The organism is Faecalicatena faecalis, from assembly GCF_012524165.2.
Classification (GTDB): Bacteria; Bacillota; Clostridia; order Lachnospirales; family Lachnospiraceae; genus Faecalicatena_A; species Faecalicatena_A faecalis.
In genome coordinates this window covers 1-16,757 of sequence record NZ_JABACJ020000010.1, presented here as the reverse complement: position 1 = coordinate 16,757, position 16,757 = coordinate 1, and the positions used below count along the sequence as shown (strand labels likewise).

The following is a 16,757-nucleotide window of genomic DNA, read 5'->3' as shown; positions in this document are numbered from 1 at the left end:
CCTATTACTGAATATAAGTCAGGAGTTTTCTGTAGGTTTTAAACGGGACCTGTAATCAGTAGGAGAAATTTGTTTGTATTTTTTGAACACTCTCGAAAAAGAAAATTGGTTGTCATAACCGACAGTCGCTGCTATTTCAGCAATTGTAAGTGTAGTCGTCTCCATGAGTTCGCATGCCCGTGAAAGACGGTAATTAATCAGGTATTCATTGGGAGACATCTGCAGCTCTTTTTTGAATATCTTAGAGAAGTATTTCCGGTCTAAGGATAAATTGGCCGAAATATCTGAGATATTAATGGGCTGACTGTAGTTCTTTTTTATATAAGTTATAGCTTCTTTAACATATTCTTTCGTATTGCTGTAGTTCATTGCTTTAGAAGATTTGTCTACAATGGAAGCGAGAATGAGATAAAGATATCCCATATAACTCAGATCTTTATTAGCAGCGGATTTTTCTGTTGCTAAAATCTTGTTAAATGCATTTTCTATAATGGGTCTATTCGGACAGTCTGACACTAGATTTGTCTTTGAAAATCCAGCTCTTTCCAAATAAAATTCTGAATTTAATCCGTCAAAAGCTACCCAGGAATATCTCCAGGGTTCCTCACAATCTGCACGATAATAAACAATTTCATCAGGATAACAGGCAAAAAGCTGGCCCTCTGTAATAATATATTCCCTTTGATTTGAACGGAGATAGCCTTTTCCACTATGTACAAAATGTAGTTTATACTGGTTTTTTATACCAGGCCCCCAAGATTCATTGGGAGTACATTGTTGTGTACCAAAATAGTATAGCTCTAAATCTGTATTCTTTTTTTTGTCTGCGCTTTCGTTTAATATAGAATTCTTTTTCATTTGATTACTCTCCCACCACTAGAAAGTAAATTTCGTAAACATATAACCATTATTATAGGGGAAAAGTATGTGTTTTGCAATAGTCAGTCTATAGGAAAAGAATGGAGACATTGCGACATCAAATGGAAACATATGGAAATAGTATCTGATTATGTAAAGATTATAATGAATATATAGATTCAAATGGAGGTGTATATGGAAGAAAAACTAACGTTAAAAGAAATTATGAGTTATGGAGCAGGTGATTTTGCGCAAAATGGAATGTTTACTTTTATATCATCCTATCTGTTATTTTTCTGTACAGATGCTGTAGGAATTGATTTAGAGGCAGCAGGACTGATTCTCCTGATAGGAAGGACAGCAGATGCGCTGCTAAGTCCATTTATTGGCAGTGTATTGGACAGATCACAAACAGTAAATGGGAAGTGCAAACCATATATACGCTTTTTCATTTTTCCAGAAATTCTTCTTCTTGTTCTGGTATTTGCTGTGCCCGAACTACAGGAGTCGGTAAAACTTCTATATTTGGGAACGGTATATCTATTATTCAGTATAGCCTATGCCATTATGAGTGTAGCATATTTCACATTGCTTTCTTTAATGACGAGGCGGGAAGACGAAAGGCTGCGTTTGAATCTGTTTAAAAATCTTGGTGCATCTATGGGCGGAACCTTGGTGACTGCGTCAGTCTTAAAAATTGTAGAGCGATTTTCTCCGAAGATAAAATATGGATTTTTATTTGCTGTGACAGGGTTTGCATTTGTATTTATGACGGCAGGGGTGCTATGCGCAAAAAATACCAAAGAGCGGGTGAAAGCAAAGAGAACGGAGAAACTAAATTTTATTCAGGCATTTGGTGTAACAAGGAAAAGCAGAGCCTGGATTGTTTTATGCTTGATACATTTTTCTGAACTTTTTTTCTATTCTATGAGGACACAAGGATTGATCTACTACTGCAAGTACTATCTTGGAAGGGAAAATATAGGAGCAGTTCTTCTGACTATGACCCAGATTGTAACTAAAGGTTCTGTTTTGGGGCGGATATGAGGCGGATATGCAGATTACATATACAGTCGAGAGAGTAATTTTGATTAATTATATCGGAATTCCCTTGGTTTTGTCAGTTGGAGTGATTTTGTTAGTAACTTTTTATCCTGTTGATAAATAGAGACAATGAGCCATAAACAACAATCTTCCGGCAATGGCTTCTCAAACACAGAGAATTATAATGATATTAAAAGAAAGCGGCGGAGGTGTATACATGGAATATAAAAGGCTGGGAAAGTCAGGGTTATGGGTAAGCAGACTGATTTTGGGGACGATGAACTTTGGGAGCAGAATAGCAGAAAAAGATGCTTTTGATATCATGGATGCTGCGTTAGATATAGGAATCAACTATTTCGATACGGCTAATAATTATGGAAAAAGCATACAAAAGGAGGGGATTTCAGAAACAATCATAGGGAAATGGTTTGAAAAAGGAGGAGGTAGAAGGGAGAAGGTTATTTTATCGACTAAGGTATATGAACCTATGCGGGAAAATAATCCCAATGATGTTCCGGGGCTGTCGGCCTATAAAGTCCGTCGTCATTTTGAGGATTCTTTAAAAAGACTTAAGACAGACCATGTAGAAATCTATTATATGCATCATGTGGATCGGAGCATTTCTTGGGATGAGGTATTGCCTGCATTTCAGGGGATGATTCAGAGGGGAGATATTGACTATCTGGCTTCAAGTAATTTTGCAGGATGGAATATTGCAGATGTACAGGCAGAAGCTAAAAAGGCAAATATGTTTGGTCTGATATGTGAGCAGCATAAATATAATCTACTCAGCAGAATGCCTGAATTGGAGGTTCTCCCAAGCGCAAAAAATCATGGGATGGGAGTTGTTACCTGGAGTCCTTTGGCAGGAGGGCTTTTATCTAGAAATGCAAGGAATAGAGAAGTAGAAGAGGAGGCTTTACAAATACAGTTACAGAAGTTTCATAACTTAAGTACAGAGATTGGGGAAAAAGAGGATACACTGGCGTTAGCGTGGATTCTTAAGAATCCTGTGATCACGGCCCCTATTATTGGTCCACGTACTGTCGAGCAGCTTTATGACACAGTCAGGGCTGTAGAAATCAGTATCGATGATGAAATTATGGAAAAACTGGACGAAATATTTCCTGGACCGGGGGGACAGGCACCAGAGGCTTATGCATGGTAGAGTTTGGAGAACACGAGAAAAAAATAGAAAGGACAAAGTGAACAAATGGATAATTGTTTCAGCCAATGGAGAAGACAGAAAATAAAGCCCGCAGGAGAGGTAGGGATTACTCAAACGTCAAAGGGTGAGATGTACATTATTGCGAGAGACCTAAAAGGCCAGCTTTGGGAAAAACAGGAAATACGAGGTGATTGGTCCCAATGGAAACTTGTTGAAGAGGCAGACAGAGAACAACTGGACATGGAATACGGCGTGCTGGCGGCTAACCATGCAAGGGATGGGAGAATTGCAGTCTTTGGAAAAAGCAAATACGGTGAAATTCTTTTTTCTTGGATAGATCCTTATGATGAAAATAAGACCATCCGCTGGAAGAATATGTATCAAGCAATTGCGGTAAATATTGCAGTGTGTGAGAGGTGTACAGGAGGAATAGAAGTATTTCGCTTGGATACAGCAAATCAGTTATGGCATAGTTGGACGAATCCGAAAGGGGAGTGGTCACAATGGCAGCCGCTAGGCGGACCTATATCAGGAGCTATGACAGTGACCAATAATAAAGAGGGATTTCCACAGGTGTTTGGTAAATTTTTAGATGGTTCGCTGGCTGTGAGAAGACATCATAGCGATGGTATGTGGGGAGAATGGGTGTATGTGAGAAAGGACAAGATACAGAAGTTCAAAAGTATGCAGGATTCAGATGGGAAGATATTACTGGCGGTCTTAGATATAGAAGGAAGAATACAGACCTGCAGACAGAAAGAAGAGGCCGATGCGTGGGAGGAATGGGAATTACTTTCGACAGAAGAGTACACTGACTTTTGTCTTGTGGAAAATGATCAGGGAGATGCTGTTTTCCTGGGAATCACGAATAATGGAACAATCGTGCGTATTGAAGAAAAATGTTTAGGACAGCTTCAAAGTTTAGAGGAAATAAAAGTAAGATGGATAGAGTCTGCCCGACTTATAGATGGAACTATCTGTTTTATTGCAGTGGGACTGGACGGTTATCTGCAGATGAAGGAGGAGTGTAAAGATGGAGCGGTTAGAGAGAGCAGCAGCGGCTGCCTGTAATGTGGATCCGCTAAGGTTGGCTGAAATGTATGAGGAATTGGGAAAATATAATGTACATTCGGTAATGGTTACCAGACATGGAAAGGTCATTGCAGAGGGGTGGTGGGCTCCTTATAAAGCAGAATATAATCATATTCAATATTCGGTCAGCAAAAGTTTTGTGGGGACTGCAATTGGCCTGGCGGTCTCAGAAGGACTTTTAACAGTTGAAGACCGAATCTTAGATATACTGGATGGAATTCTTCCATCCAGACCATGTGAGAACATGGAAAAACTGACAATCAGGCATGTGTTGACTATGAGTACCGGGCATCGTACAGAAAGAAATATGTTCCAGGAAGGCGAATCGTGGATTTATTCCCTGCTTTCTTCTTACATTGATGGTGAACCCGGTAAAGAATTTCGTTATATTAGTAGTTCTACTTATATTTTGAGTGCGGTAATCCATAAACTGACAGGACAGAATGTATTTGATTATTTAAAACCGCGGCTGTTCGAACCGCTTGGATTTTCAGAAAACATTTGGTGGGAGACCTCTCCAGAGGGTTTGAATACTGGATTTAATGGTCTTAATGCAACGGCAGAGGACATCACGAAATTGGCTTTGCTCTATCTGAATAATGGACAGTGGAAGGGACGGCAGATTTTACCAAAGGATTGGGTTCGTGAGGCGTCTGATATACAAATTCGGAACATACATAATGATAAAAACCAGAAGTTGGGATATAGGCAGGGATTTGGGAGATTTTCAGAGGATTGGAAAAGTGGTTATGGTTATTTGTTCTGGCATTGTGTCCCAAAAGGGGCATATCGGGGAGATGGAATTTATGGTCAGATGTGTGTTGTAATGCCAGAACAAGACATGACAGTTGCAGTTGCAGCGGGATGTAGTGAACCAGATCGTATTCTGGATATTGTGTGGAAATATTTGCTTCCGGCTGTTGATGTGGTTTGCACTAATGATGAGGCACAACATATCCTGGAGCGAAAATTAAGGGAATTAGAGATTCCAACAGTAAAAGGAGAGCAGTACCATCCGAACCAGGAATATCTGTCCGGGCGTGTATTCAAGGTCGCAAGAAATGGAGCTGGAATTTGGCAGATTGGTTTTTTGTTTCCTGAGAATGGTATGCCATCGGTCAGTATCGTCACGGAGAAAGGGATTTTTAAGGCATGGATCGGTTACGAAAAGTGGGTAGAGAATGAAACAGGGTACGATCCAGACGGCTTTAGCTGTGATAATGTCATATTTTTTAATGATGCATCTCTAAGTGGAGCATGGCAGGAAGATGAATATGTTATCAAATTGGTCTACACTAGAACACCATTTGTTGATACCTTGCGGGTCAGATTTTTAGATGGAAGAATAGCAGGAAGTTATACGCACACTGTAAAATATGGTCAGAAAAGCTATGAAATAATAGGAATTGAGGATTAACACAATTTGCTTCTAAATGGGAAAAGCGACATTGTGTCATATATGAAATCCTTTGGGTTATGTTAAAAATATACAGAAAAGTTATAATTTAAGTAAATGAATTATCGATAATTTATAAAGAACAGGAGGAAGTTATGAATTTTTCAAAAATACCTTGTTTTGACAATCATGCACATTCTGTTGATGGAAAGCAGACAACAATTACACCCTTTGAATTCCTGAAAGGTTATCAGGCATTAAAAGACAGAACCGATCCGCCAAGCGGAGATTTAAGAGACCCACTGTATGGAGGCTTTACTGAGGAACTGATACTCCATACAAGAAGTACAGGAGTCGTATACTCGACGATTTGTCATTTGGCACGACTTTTTAATTGTGAGCCTACACTGGAGAGTGTAATAGAACAAAGAAATCGTTATACAGAACAGTATGGGATACAGGCATATTCAGAGATGCTGTATAAAGAGGGAAATTTGATTGGCGGAGTACTAGAGACAGATAATCCTATTGGAGAAGATGTGGAGGATAAGATGCCCGAATTCCAGGTGTTCAGACTGTATTCTTTTGACCATCAGCTTTTCAGATTATTAAAAGAGACAAAAAGTTATCATGAATTATGGGAAAGGTTTTCAGAAGATGTAAGAAAGGCATTCTTAGACCCACATTATACAGGAATTAAATGTCATCTTTCGGAAGTTTTTTCACACAGCAGTGCACGACCGGTATATTCAGAGGAGGCAGAGAGTGTATTTGCAAGTGCTAAAGCATTGGTTCGCCAGGATCTTGAGACCGTATATATGGCGCTTTTAACAGATACCATGCTTTTATGTCAGGAGCTGGATGTGCCACTTCATATACATTCAGGAATTACCGGACATTCAACTTACTTAGGGGAACCAGGTATTGCAGGACAAGTAACCGTAAAAGCAGGAAGCATGTTTGATGGAGAACCATTTGCTTTAGCACGATTCCTGACAAAGCCGGAGTTTAGAAATACAAAGGTAGTCTTTCTTCATGCAGGATATCCCTGGCTTAGGAATCTGTCTATGATGGCAGCGTTTTTTCCGAATGTCTATATCGATATGTCCTGTGCATTGTCCTGGACTTCGTTAGCTAGTGAACGGACCTTAGAAGAATTGATGAGTTATGCACCTTTTACAAAAATTGTAGTTGGAAGTGGACAAGGCGGTATTCCAGAAAAGGGATGGATGGCAGCGAAGACGGCTAGAAATGCATTGACAGCAGTTCTGAACCGTGCAGTAGAAAATGGATTTATGTCGGAACAGCAGGCTCAGGAAACAGCAGAAAATATATTATATAAAAATGCAATGAGGCTGCATAAACATTTCACCGTATAGGAGGAAAAGAGATGAGAAAGGCAAGAAGGATTACAGCAGTTTTGCTAGGGATGGCTATGGTAGCTGGATTGACAGCTTGTGCCGGATCTGATGAAAAGAAGGATAGCTCAGCGAAAAGTAACACAGATGAAAAAGTGACAATTAAATTGATGGAATGGGACAGTGGAGTAGATAATGCTAAAACGGAATGGGAAGTATTTTTGGATACTTTTCCAGAATATAAAGACAAAGTTGAGATTGAAGTTATTACAGGAGGAAGCGGTCCAATCGACATTATGGAGACCATGAGAAAAATGGCAGCCTCTGGTGAACAGGAAGAGATGCCGGACATTATCACATGTAACTGGGCTCAGGTCCCAGAATATTATGATATGGGAATCATCCGTGATGTGACAGACGTGTATGATGAACACGGGGATGAAATTCTGCCTGGAGTTATGAGTCTGATGAAATACAAGGACCAGTATATGGGATTCCCGGCAGAAGTTAAAACAAAGATATGGGCATATAGAAAAGATATGTTTGAAAAAGCTGGGGTAGACCCAAATGAGTGTAAGACAGTTGATGATTTGATCGCGGCAGGAAAAAAGGTGCAAGAGGTCTATCCAGAATCTTATATTGAAAACTATACAGAGGTAGCTCAAGGGTATGATCTGTATGCTTATTTTACAGGAAATGGTGCTAGGCTGGCAGATGAAGAGGGAAATTATATTTGTTCTTCAGATCCAGGAGTAAGAGATGCTTTTGAGTTCTATGAAAAGATGCGGGAATCTGGTGTTGTAAGCACCACCATTCAGGATTTTTCAGAAGACTGGTATGCTGCGTTAAATGATGGAACGCTTTGTTCACAAGTATTGGCAGGATGGTTTACATCCAATCATCTGCCGAATGTTTGTCCAGACCTTGCTGGAAAGTGGGGATTGGCGTTATGGCCGGAGGATATTGCCAAGGGTTCAGAATCAGGTGCAAAGTTAATGATGGTAAATGATGCCAGCCCAAATGCAGATCTCTGTGTTGAGATGCTGACGAAGTTCTGTTATACAGAGGAAAGCGCAAGTGCACTCTTCCACAGTTCCAGAGGAATTATTCCTTACTTGAAATCCTGTGCTGAGAGTGAGGAGTTCTTAGTTGCAAATGATTACTATGATGTTGATAGAATGGAAACCGAATTTAAGGCTATGGACTTACTTTCAGTATATCCATATACACCGAATTCTTCTCTGGAAGAGACAATTATTGTCCGTTATCTCGGAGAATATCTATCAGGGACCATGGATTTAGATACGGCCCTTAAGTCGGCAGAAGATGAGATGAAAGCACAGATTGGAAATGCATACGAATAAAAAAGCAGCAGGGATTTATGAATATCGGCTTTGCACAATGTGCAGAGCCGATATTCATAACAATGAGGAGAGGAAATTAATGAAGAATACGAAAAAGAAAAATAAGAGTGGCAGCAGGGGATTTATCTTGTTTTTACTGGGCCCGTTCTGTGTATTGCACCTAATATTTACCATTTTTCCAGCGGTTTATTCCTTCGTTCTGAGCTTTTTTAAATACAGGGGATATGGTGAGGCAAAATTTATAGGTTTAGAAAATTATAAAAATCTGCTTGGAATGTCTTCAACATGGCGTCAGATGGGGAATACCATGATCTATTATTTTTCTCATCTGATTCCCTGCCTGATTATTGGGTTCATTCTTGCTTATGCAGTATACAATATGTTGGGAAAGCGGTCACAGCGTTTTTATAAGCCGATATTTTATCTGCCGCAATTGTGTGCGACAGTAGCAGCTTCTATGGTTTTTGGGGTGATTTTTGGGACGAATATTGGGGTCATCAATCAACTTTTAGGGACAAAGATTCCATTTTTAACGAATCTCAATTATATAAAGATTCCAGTTATCGTATTGATTATATGGAGGACAATGGGATGGTATTTTTTGATTCTTCTTTCAGGAATGAGTACAGTTAGTACAGATTTGCTGGAGGCTGCAAAGCTGGATGGGGCAAATAGGATAAAGCAGATCAGATATGTGGTGCTTCCAGTTATGAAACCGATTATTTCATTTTTGATTATAACGGAGACGATGTCCTCCATTAAAATATATACGGAACCAGCGTTGGTGACGAATAATGTAACCGCAACATCCATGCCGATTGCTGCGGCTCCCTTTGTAAATGTAATCGTGAGTAATCTGGATGGAGGACAGTTTGGCATGGCATCAGCAGCAGGCTGGATTTTATTTGGTGTAATTCTGATCTTTACGCTGATTTATATGGCAGTCTTTAATGAGAAGGGAGGAATATAGTATGAAGAAAAAGACAGGTAAAGTTCTTCTGCACAGCGTGTTGGTACTCTGTTCTTTTGTTGCACTCTATCCCTTTTTCATCATGTTTACAGGTTCTTTCAAAACTTCTTCCGAGCTTGGCGTAAATGCTGCCGGGTGGCCTATACATGCAACTTTGGAAAACTTTACAAGACTACTGAATTATAATTCACATATTATTTCCAGGACTTTTCTGAATGCACTTGGTGTTTCAGTTGTATCTACAGTGATTGTTCTTGTGTTAGCTTCCTGGGCGGGATATGCATTTGCAAAATTTAAGTTTAAAGGAAAGAAAGTCCTGTTTATTTTCTTCCTGGCGACAATGATGCTGCCAATGGAAGTGAATATGACCCCTTTATTTATAATGTTTTCGAAGCTGCACTGGCTGAATTCCTATCAGGTTCAGATTCTTCCAGGGATAGCGAATGTTCTGGCAATGTATATGTATAAACAGTATATGGAAAGTCTGCCGGATTCTGTCATGGAATCAGCCTATCTGGACGGAGCAGGGAATTGGACTGTATATAGGAAGATTGTAATGCCTATGGTAAAACCAGCTACAAGTGCATTGGCAATTATTATGTTTCTTGGTAAATGGAACGATTATTTGATGCCAAGGACAATGATTACAAAACAGGAATTCATGCCAATTATGGTTATTCTGCCAACCTTAAGTGATACAGGGACAAGCTATGTTATCCCTTGGGAATTAATTTTTGCAGGCTGCGTACTAATTACGATTCCGCTTCTGATTGTATTTTTTATTTTTCAGGATAAATTTATGAGCAGTGTGGTAATGGGGGCTGTAAAGGAGTAAAGAAGGGGTTGGTTAGAAAACGATAGGAGAGACGATTATGGAAAGAATGTATTTGGCAAATGAAAAACGATATCAGGGGATGATTTATAATAGATGCGGACAAAGTGGACTAAAGCTGCCACTTTTATCATTAGGATTATGGCATAATTTTGGGGCATGCAGCAGTTTCGATAATATGAGGAATATGTGTATCACTGCCTTTGATGAGGGAATCACTCATTTTGATCTGGCTAATAATTACGGGCCGTATTTTGGAAGTGCAGAGGAGAATTTCGGAAGGATACTCAATCAGGAACTGCGTTCTTACAGGGATGAACTCGTAATTAGTACCAAGGCTGGATATGATATGTGGGATGGACCTTATGGAAGCTGGGGCAGCAGAAAACATTTGATTGCAAGCCTGGAACAGAGTCTGAAGAGAATGAACTGCGATTATGTAGATATATTTTATCATCACCGTATGGATAAAACCACCCCATTGGAAGAGACAATGGACGCCCTGGCATATATCGTGAAGAGTGGAAAGGCACTATATATCGGTATTTCTAATTATGACAAGGAGTATACAAAAAAGGCTGCAGAATTATTAAATGAACGAAAATGTCCCTGCATTGTGAATCAAAGAAGATATTCTATATTTGACAGAACAATCGAAGAGGACGGGGTAAAAGAGTATGCACATCAGAATGGAATCGGTATAGTAGCATTCAGTCCGCTTGCACAGGGGCTTTTGACAGATAAGTATCTAAATGGTATTCCAGAAAGTAGCAGGATTGCTAGGGATCCACGGTTTTTAAAGCCGAGCAGCCTTACAGAGAAGAAATTATTTCAAATCAGACAGCTGAATGAAATTGCAAGGAAGAGGGGACAAACTCTTGCACAGATGTCACTTGCTTGGATTTTGAAGGATGATGAAATTTGTAGTGCTTTGATAGGAGCATCAGCCCCGTGTCAGATTAGAGAAAATTTAGAGATTATAAATAATCATAGTTTTTCAGAAGAAGAGCTGCGTAAGATTGACGAAATCAGTAAAGAAATTCAATAGTGAGGAAAAAATATGGCACATACATTTTTTATGCCCGGCATTATTTTATCGGGGGAAGATGCTGCAGTGGAAGGACTAAAGTACTTGCCAGAAGGAAAGGCCTTTATTATAACCGCGCACAGCAATATGCAGTTGGGGTTAGTTGAACAGTTTACAAAGCTTATGGATCATGAGAAGAGGTCATATAGTATTTTCGATAGCGTAGATTATGAGCCAACAGATAAAATTGTGGAAGAAGGCGTTAAACAATACCAGATGGGTGGCTGTGAATATATGATAGCAATCGGCGGAGGGAGTGTATTAGACGTCATGAAGGCTGTTGGTCTGTTAGTCTCATGCGGTGGCTGCATCTCAGATTATACAGGAAAGCGGTCAATTTCGAAAGCTCTGCCGTTCATGGCTGCAATTCCTACAACAGCAGGAACGGGTTCAGAAGCAACACAGTTTACCATAATTACAAATACTAGAAATGATGTAAAAATGTTGATTGGAATGCCAGCGATGATTCCTGATCTGGTCATGTTGATTCCAGAAATGACGCTTACTGTTCCAAAGAATATAACAGTATCCACAGGAATGGATGCATTGATTCATGCGGTGGAAGCTTATATCTCCAAAAAATCACAGCCGCTGACCGACAGCTTTGCCATTTCTGCAGTAAAGCGTATTTTCAAGAACCTTCCTATTGTATATGAACAGGGGGAAAATAAAGAAGCAAGACAGGAAATGGCATATGCAGCTTTGGAAGCAGGAATTGCATTTAGTAATTCATCTGTAACTCTGATACATGGAATGAGTCGTCCAATTGGAGCATTATTCCATATTCCCCATGGTCTTTCTAATGCAATGCTTTTGAATCATTGCATGGAGTTTATGGCGGACAGTGCAAGTAAAGAGCTTGGAAGACTGGCGGAGGCGGTCGGTCTTACAGAGGACAAGATGAGTGAAACAAAGAAAGCCAAGTGCTTTTTGGAAGGCCTTGCTCAGTTGTGTACAAAATGCCATGTCCCAACATTAGCAGAATATGGAATTGAAAAAGAAGAATTCCTACGGATGGCAGATAAGATGGCAGAAGATGCTCTTGCAAGCGGAAGCCCGCAGAATTTAAGAAAATGTGTTGAGAAAGAGGATATCATACTTCTGTATCATAAACTTTGGGAATCAGAACAATCATAAAAAGGGAGGTGTGGATATGGAAGGACATGGAAGTCAGGGAGGTTTCACGCTTCCAGGAGAAGCAGGATATGAGGCATTGACTTTGAGGCTCGCAGAGAAATGGGGAGCTGATGTAATCAGAGACAGTGATGGTACAGCACTATCTGCCGAGATATTGGAATCTGGATATGATATATATTCTACGATCTGTATCATTAGGAATCATAATGAGTGGGCAAAGAAAAACCCAGATAAACAGCAGCAGACTTTTTTGATGACTCCACCAGAGACAGCGGTTTCAGGAAAATTAGAAATTCATTTGTTAGGGAGTTTTTCAAAGGAGCAGTTTGCAGTGAATGATAGTCCAGAAGCGATGGTCTATTGGCAGGTATATGATAGGACCTTAAATAAGGAATTAGGCAGAAGAGAGTGGGATTATGATAGTGAAAGAAAGTCTGTCAGTATCAGTGCAGTCCCCTGGCATAAGTATACAATATCTTTTCTAGCTTACCGGATATGGGAAGAAATATCAATGTATAATCATAAGACGAATGATTGGGATACAGAGCATCTTATGCAGATCGATCCAGTACATCAGGAGGTACAGTCTTATATGCTGAATTGGATGCAAGAATGGTGCGAAAGCCATCCGCATACTAATGTAGTGAGATTCACGTCTATGTTCTATAATTTTGTATGGATATGGGGGAGTTCAAAGAGAAGGCAGAATATATATACGGATTGGGCATCTTATGATTTTACAGTAAGTCCTGCAGCTCTCGGACAGTTTGAAAAGGAGTATGGGTATGCGTTGACGGCAGAGGATTTTATTAATCAAGGAAAACTTCATGTGACCCATATGCCAGGAACCCGGAAAAAAGCGGATTGGATGGATTTTGTAAATAGATTTGTAGTCTCTTTTGGCAAAAAATTAATTGATATAGTTCATAGATATGGGAAAAAGGCGTATGTATTTTATGATGACAGCTGGGTAGGTATTGAGCCATACGGGAAACGGTTTGAGGAGTTTGGTTTTGACGGCATTATCAAATGTGTATTCAGTGGATATGAGGCCAGGCTGTGTAGTGGTGTAAAAACATCTACACATGAATTAAGAATGCACCCCTATCTGTTTCCAACTGGAGTAGATGGCTCGCCTAGTTTTTTAGAGGGTGGGAATCCGAAAGAAGAAGCGATGAGATATTGGCAGGCCGTGAGGCGCGCTATACTCAGAAGCCCAATCGACCGAATTGGATTAGGTGGATATCTTCATCTGGTAGAGGAAAAGCCAGATTTTGTAGAATATATTGCAGAAATGGCAGATGAGTTCAGAAATATCAGAGAGCTTCATAGAAGTGGAATACCATTTGTACTGAAGCCTAAAATCGGTATTCTGCATTATTGGGGAAGCCTGCGTTCCTGGTCGCTATCAGGACATTTCCATGAAACGTATATGCATGATTTGATTCATTTGAATGAAAGCCTTTCAGGGCTTCCTTTTGATGTTAATTTTTTTAGCTTTGAAGATGTTAAAAATGGTGCATTGGAAAGGGTAGATGTCATTATTAATGCGGGATATGCAGGTAGTGCCTGGAGCGGGGGTGATTCATGGAAAGATGTATCCGTGGTAGAGAAATTGACAGAATGGGTTTCAAAAGGAGGCTCTTTCATCGGGGTCAATGAGCCGTCTGCAGTAGAAGGATACGATACATATTTTCGTATGTCACACGTACTTGGAGTAGATGAGGACCGGGGCGAGAGGGTGTGTCATGGACGATGGGGATTTGAGACAAAGGAAAGCCTTGGAATCATACCTAAGGGAGCGGATGTTAAGAAGAAGGAAGGGATTTATCTTACCGATGGAAAGGCAGAAGTCTTATTGGAGAAGGAGGGATTGCCTGTATTAACTGTAAATAATTTTGGGAAAGGAAAGGGAATCTATCTGGGCGGCTATGAGATTACACCAGAGAACACGAGGTTGTTGCAGAACCTGATTTTATATTGCTCTGGAGAACCCTTACAACAGATGTATATTACCGAAAATTTATATACGGAAGCTGCATTTTTCCCAGATGAAAAGGCACTGGTGGTTGTGAACAATACGGCACAAAGACAGGAAACGGCCGTTATAGTTAAGAATGAGAGAATCTCTTTAGAGTTGGAAGGATATCAATGTAAAATTTTATGTGTATAAAAATAATGATAAATTTCAGATTATAATTATTGATACTGTGCAAGCAGATACAGAGTTGAAGAAAGGGTTCGGTTTGCTTTATTTAGTTTTGGACATTTGGTGATGAGATATGAGCGCGGTCAGAGTATATTGTATTTAGAAAAAAGATAGACTATACTTAATACATATTTAAATCGAGCCGTGGCAGTCTGAATAGTACTGCTCATAGAAAGGAAGTAAGCTTATGAAACAGCTTTATACCAAATGGGGCAGAGAACTTAATCCAGAACATATTTTAGAGGAGTACCCAAGGCCTCTTCTTGTGAGAGAAAGTTATATAAATTTAAATGGCCGCTGGGAGTATGCGTTCACAAAGACCTTCAGAAGGCCAGAAATGTTTGAAGGGACCATACTTGTTCCATTTTCACCGGAGAGTATTTTGTCAGGAGTTGGACGACAGTTAAAGCCGGATGAATATCTGTGGTATCGCTGCAGCTTCTCAGTTTCCCTACAAATTTTAAGGGAGAGTGCACAACATCGTCTGCTGCATTTTGGTGCAGTAGACCAGTCCTGTGTCGTCTATATAAATGGTCGCGAGGCTGTCCGCCATACAGGGGGCTATCTTCCTTTTCAGGCAGATATTACGGATCTGTTGATTGAGGGAGAGAATGAACTGGCAGTGGTGGTCAAGGATTTGAGTGATACTTCCTATCATGCCAGAGGTAAGCAGAAGCTGAAACGCGGCGGAATGTTCTATACGGCGCAGGGCGGTATCTGGCAGACAGTCTGGATGGAGGATGTGCCAAAGAATCATATCACAGAACTGATTGCAGAGCCTGATTTTGATGCAGGCCGGGTCAAAATGACTGTAAAGTCTGAAAAGCCCTCTGATATGCAAATTCAGATCTATCCGGCGCGGATGCAGCTTCGAGAGGAGCAAAACAAAGGAATGTCATATCGGGAGGAGCAAATGAATAAGAGCCCGACGCAGGACCCTCTAATTTGTGTGGAGGGGACTTCGAATAAGCCAATCGAGATTATGCTCCCAGAGGTTCACCCCTGGACTTGTGAAGCTCCATATCTCTATTATTTTACAGTAAAAATGGAGAAGGATGTGGCTCAGAGCTATTTTGCGATGCGGACTTTTACAGTTGAGAAGGATAAGGGGGGAATTCCAAGAATCTGTCTGAATCATCAGGTACAGTTCCAGAAGGGGGTACTGGATCAGGGCTACTGGCCTGATGGACTATATACGGCGCCAAGTGATGAGGCTTTGATTTTTGATATCCAGTCTATGAAGGACATGGGATTTAATATGATTCGGAAACATATCAAGATTGAGCCTCAGAGATGGTATTATCACTGTGACCGTTTGGGAATGGTAGTCTGGCAGGATATGGTGAATGGCGGAGGACAGTATAGATCTTGGTTTGTCACCTATGCAGCTACGGTCTTGTCATGGAGGAACGTGAAAGTAAAGGACGGTTTTACAAGACTTCTGGCCAGACAGGAGAAGGCAGGGCGTCTTGAATTTATCAGAGAAATGAAGGAGACGGTACGCCTCTTAAAGGGACATCCGAGTATCGCGGCCTGGGTGATTTTCAATGAGGGCTGGGGACAGTTCCAGGCGTCAAAGATGACAGAAATCTTGAGAAATGAGGACAACACCCGGCTCATCGATCAGGCCAGCGGCTGGTTCGATCAGGGCGGTGGTAATCTTCAGAGCATTCATAATTATTTCTTTAAGCTGAGGATTCGACCGGAGGAACACAGAGCTACAGTATTATCAGAGTTCGGCGGTTATTCAATGAGGAAAGAAGGCCACAGTGCCTGCCTGACTCAGTATGGCTATGGGATATTTACAGATGAGAGGCTGCTTAATAAGGCATATAGAAAATTAGAAAGGGATGTAGAGAAATTGATACCAAAAGGTCTTTGTGCCAGTGTATATACACAGCTTTCAGATGTGGAGGAAGAGGTAAATGGGATTTTTACCTATGATCGGGAGGTTCAGAAAATTCAGAATTCTGAGGCTATGGGGAAGTAATGAAGCGGACACCAATCATCCGCGCTATTTAAAAGGCGGAATGTAATGCGGAAAGCAGCGGGAAGAGATCACACCTCTTCCCGTAATTATTTAGTATTCATTTTTTGCATTAATGCTTCCTGTAATACTTTTGAGAAATTACGAGTCTGTGAAAGTTTTTCTGTAATTAAAGATTTATAAGGTCTTCTATGATAAAATAAAAATCATAGGAGGCCTTTTATTATGGCAAGAGAAAAGAAACCTGTACACAAA

General features: G+C 40.4%; 13 protein-coding genes. 12 read left to right on the top strand and 1 reads right to left on the bottom strand.

Features of this window, described 5'->3' with window-relative positions:
• Positions 1-18: 18 nt before the first annotated feature.
• Positions 19-858 carry an AraC family transcriptional regulator gene (locus HGO97_RS11550; RefSeq protein WP_216241810.1) on the bottom strand — a complete coding sequence of 280 codons (840 nt, stop codon included), beginning with the start codon at positions 856-858 and terminating at the stop codon, positions 19-21.
• A gap of 195 nt (positions 859-1,053) precedes the next feature.
• Between HGO97_RS11550 and HGO97_RS11545 the strand changes: the two genes are divergently transcribed.
• The 12 genes from HGO97_RS11545 (at position 1,054) to HGO97_RS11490 (ending at position 16,505) form a co-directional block, all read left to right on the top strand.
• The gene (locus tag HGO97_RS11545; protein WP_216241808.1) at positions 1,054-1,905 is read left to right on the top strand and encodes an MFS transporter; all 852 of its coding nucleotides are present in this window, start codon (positions 1,054-1,056) and stop codon (positions 1,903-1,905) included.
• A 214-nt stretch (positions 1,906-2,119) separates the two neighbouring features.
• Positions 2,120-3,070: an aldo/keto reductase gene (locus HGO97_RS11540; RefSeq protein ID WP_216241806.1), complete on the top strand. Its 951-nt coding sequence runs from the start codon at positions 2,120-2,122 to the stop codon at positions 3,068-3,070.
• A 45-nt stretch (positions 3,071-3,115) separates the two neighbouring features.
• On the top strand, positions 3,116-4,141 hold the full coding sequence (locus tag HGO97_RS11535) for a hypothetical protein (RefSeq protein ID WP_216241804.1): 1,026 nt from the start codon (positions 3,116-3,118) through the stop codon (positions 4,139-4,141).
• Complete coding sequence (locus HGO97_RS11530) at positions 4,104-5,579, top strand: serine hydrolase domain-containing protein (protein WP_216241802.1); 1,476 nt, start codon at positions 4,104-4,106, stop codon at positions 5,577-5,579. Before HGO97_RS11535 ends, HGO97_RS11530 begins: the two co-directional genes overlap by 38 nt.
• Before the next feature lie 134 nt (positions 5,580-5,713).
• Complete coding sequence (locus HGO97_RS11525) at positions 5,714-6,937, top strand: amidohydrolase family protein (protein WP_216241800.1); 1,224 nt, start codon at positions 5,714-5,716, stop codon at positions 6,935-6,937.
• Positions 6,938-6,948: 11 nt separating this feature from the next.
• Positions 6,949-8,280: an ABC transporter substrate-binding protein gene (locus HGO97_RS11520; protein WP_216241799.1), complete on the top strand. Its 1,332-nt coding sequence runs from the start codon at positions 6,949-6,951 to the stop codon at positions 8,278-8,280.
• Positions 8,281-8,359: 79 nt separating this feature from the next.
• Entirely contained in the window at positions 8,360-9,250 is an 891-nt protein-coding gene (locus HGO97_RS11515; RefSeq protein ID WP_216241797.1) for a carbohydrate ABC transporter permease, read from the top strand.
• Position 9,251: 1 nt separating this feature from the next.
• On the top strand, positions 9,252-10,085 hold the full coding sequence (locus tag HGO97_RS11510; RefSeq protein ID WP_216241795.1) for a carbohydrate ABC transporter permease: 834 nt from the start codon (positions 9,252-9,254) through the stop codon (positions 10,083-10,085).
• A gap of 46 nt (positions 10,086-10,131) precedes the next feature.
• Entirely contained in the window at positions 10,132-11,130 is a 999-nt protein-coding gene (locus tag HGO97_RS11505) for an aldo/keto reductase (protein WP_168866775.1), read from the top strand.
• Between the two features lie 12 nt (positions 11,131-11,142).
• Entirely contained in the window at positions 11,143-12,306 is a 1,164-nt protein-coding gene (locus HGO97_RS11500) for an iron-containing alcohol dehydrogenase (protein ID WP_216241793.1), read from the top strand.
• Between the two features lie 16 nt (positions 12,307-12,322).
• Positions 12,323-14,479 carry a 1,3-beta-galactosyl-N-acetylhexosamine phosphorylase gene (gnpA, locus tag HGO97_RS11495; protein ID WP_216241790.1) on the top strand — a complete coding sequence of 719 codons (2,157 nt, stop codon included), beginning with the start codon at positions 12,323-12,325 and terminating at the stop codon, positions 14,477-14,479.
• Positions 14,480-14,702: 223 nt separating this feature from the next.
• The gene (locus HGO97_RS11490; RefSeq protein ID WP_216241789.1) at positions 14,703-16,505 is read left to right on the top strand and encodes a glycoside hydrolase family 2 protein; all 1,803 of its coding nucleotides are present in this window, start codon (positions 14,703-14,705) and stop codon (positions 16,503-16,505) included.
• Positions 16,506-16,757: the final 252 nt, after the last annotated feature.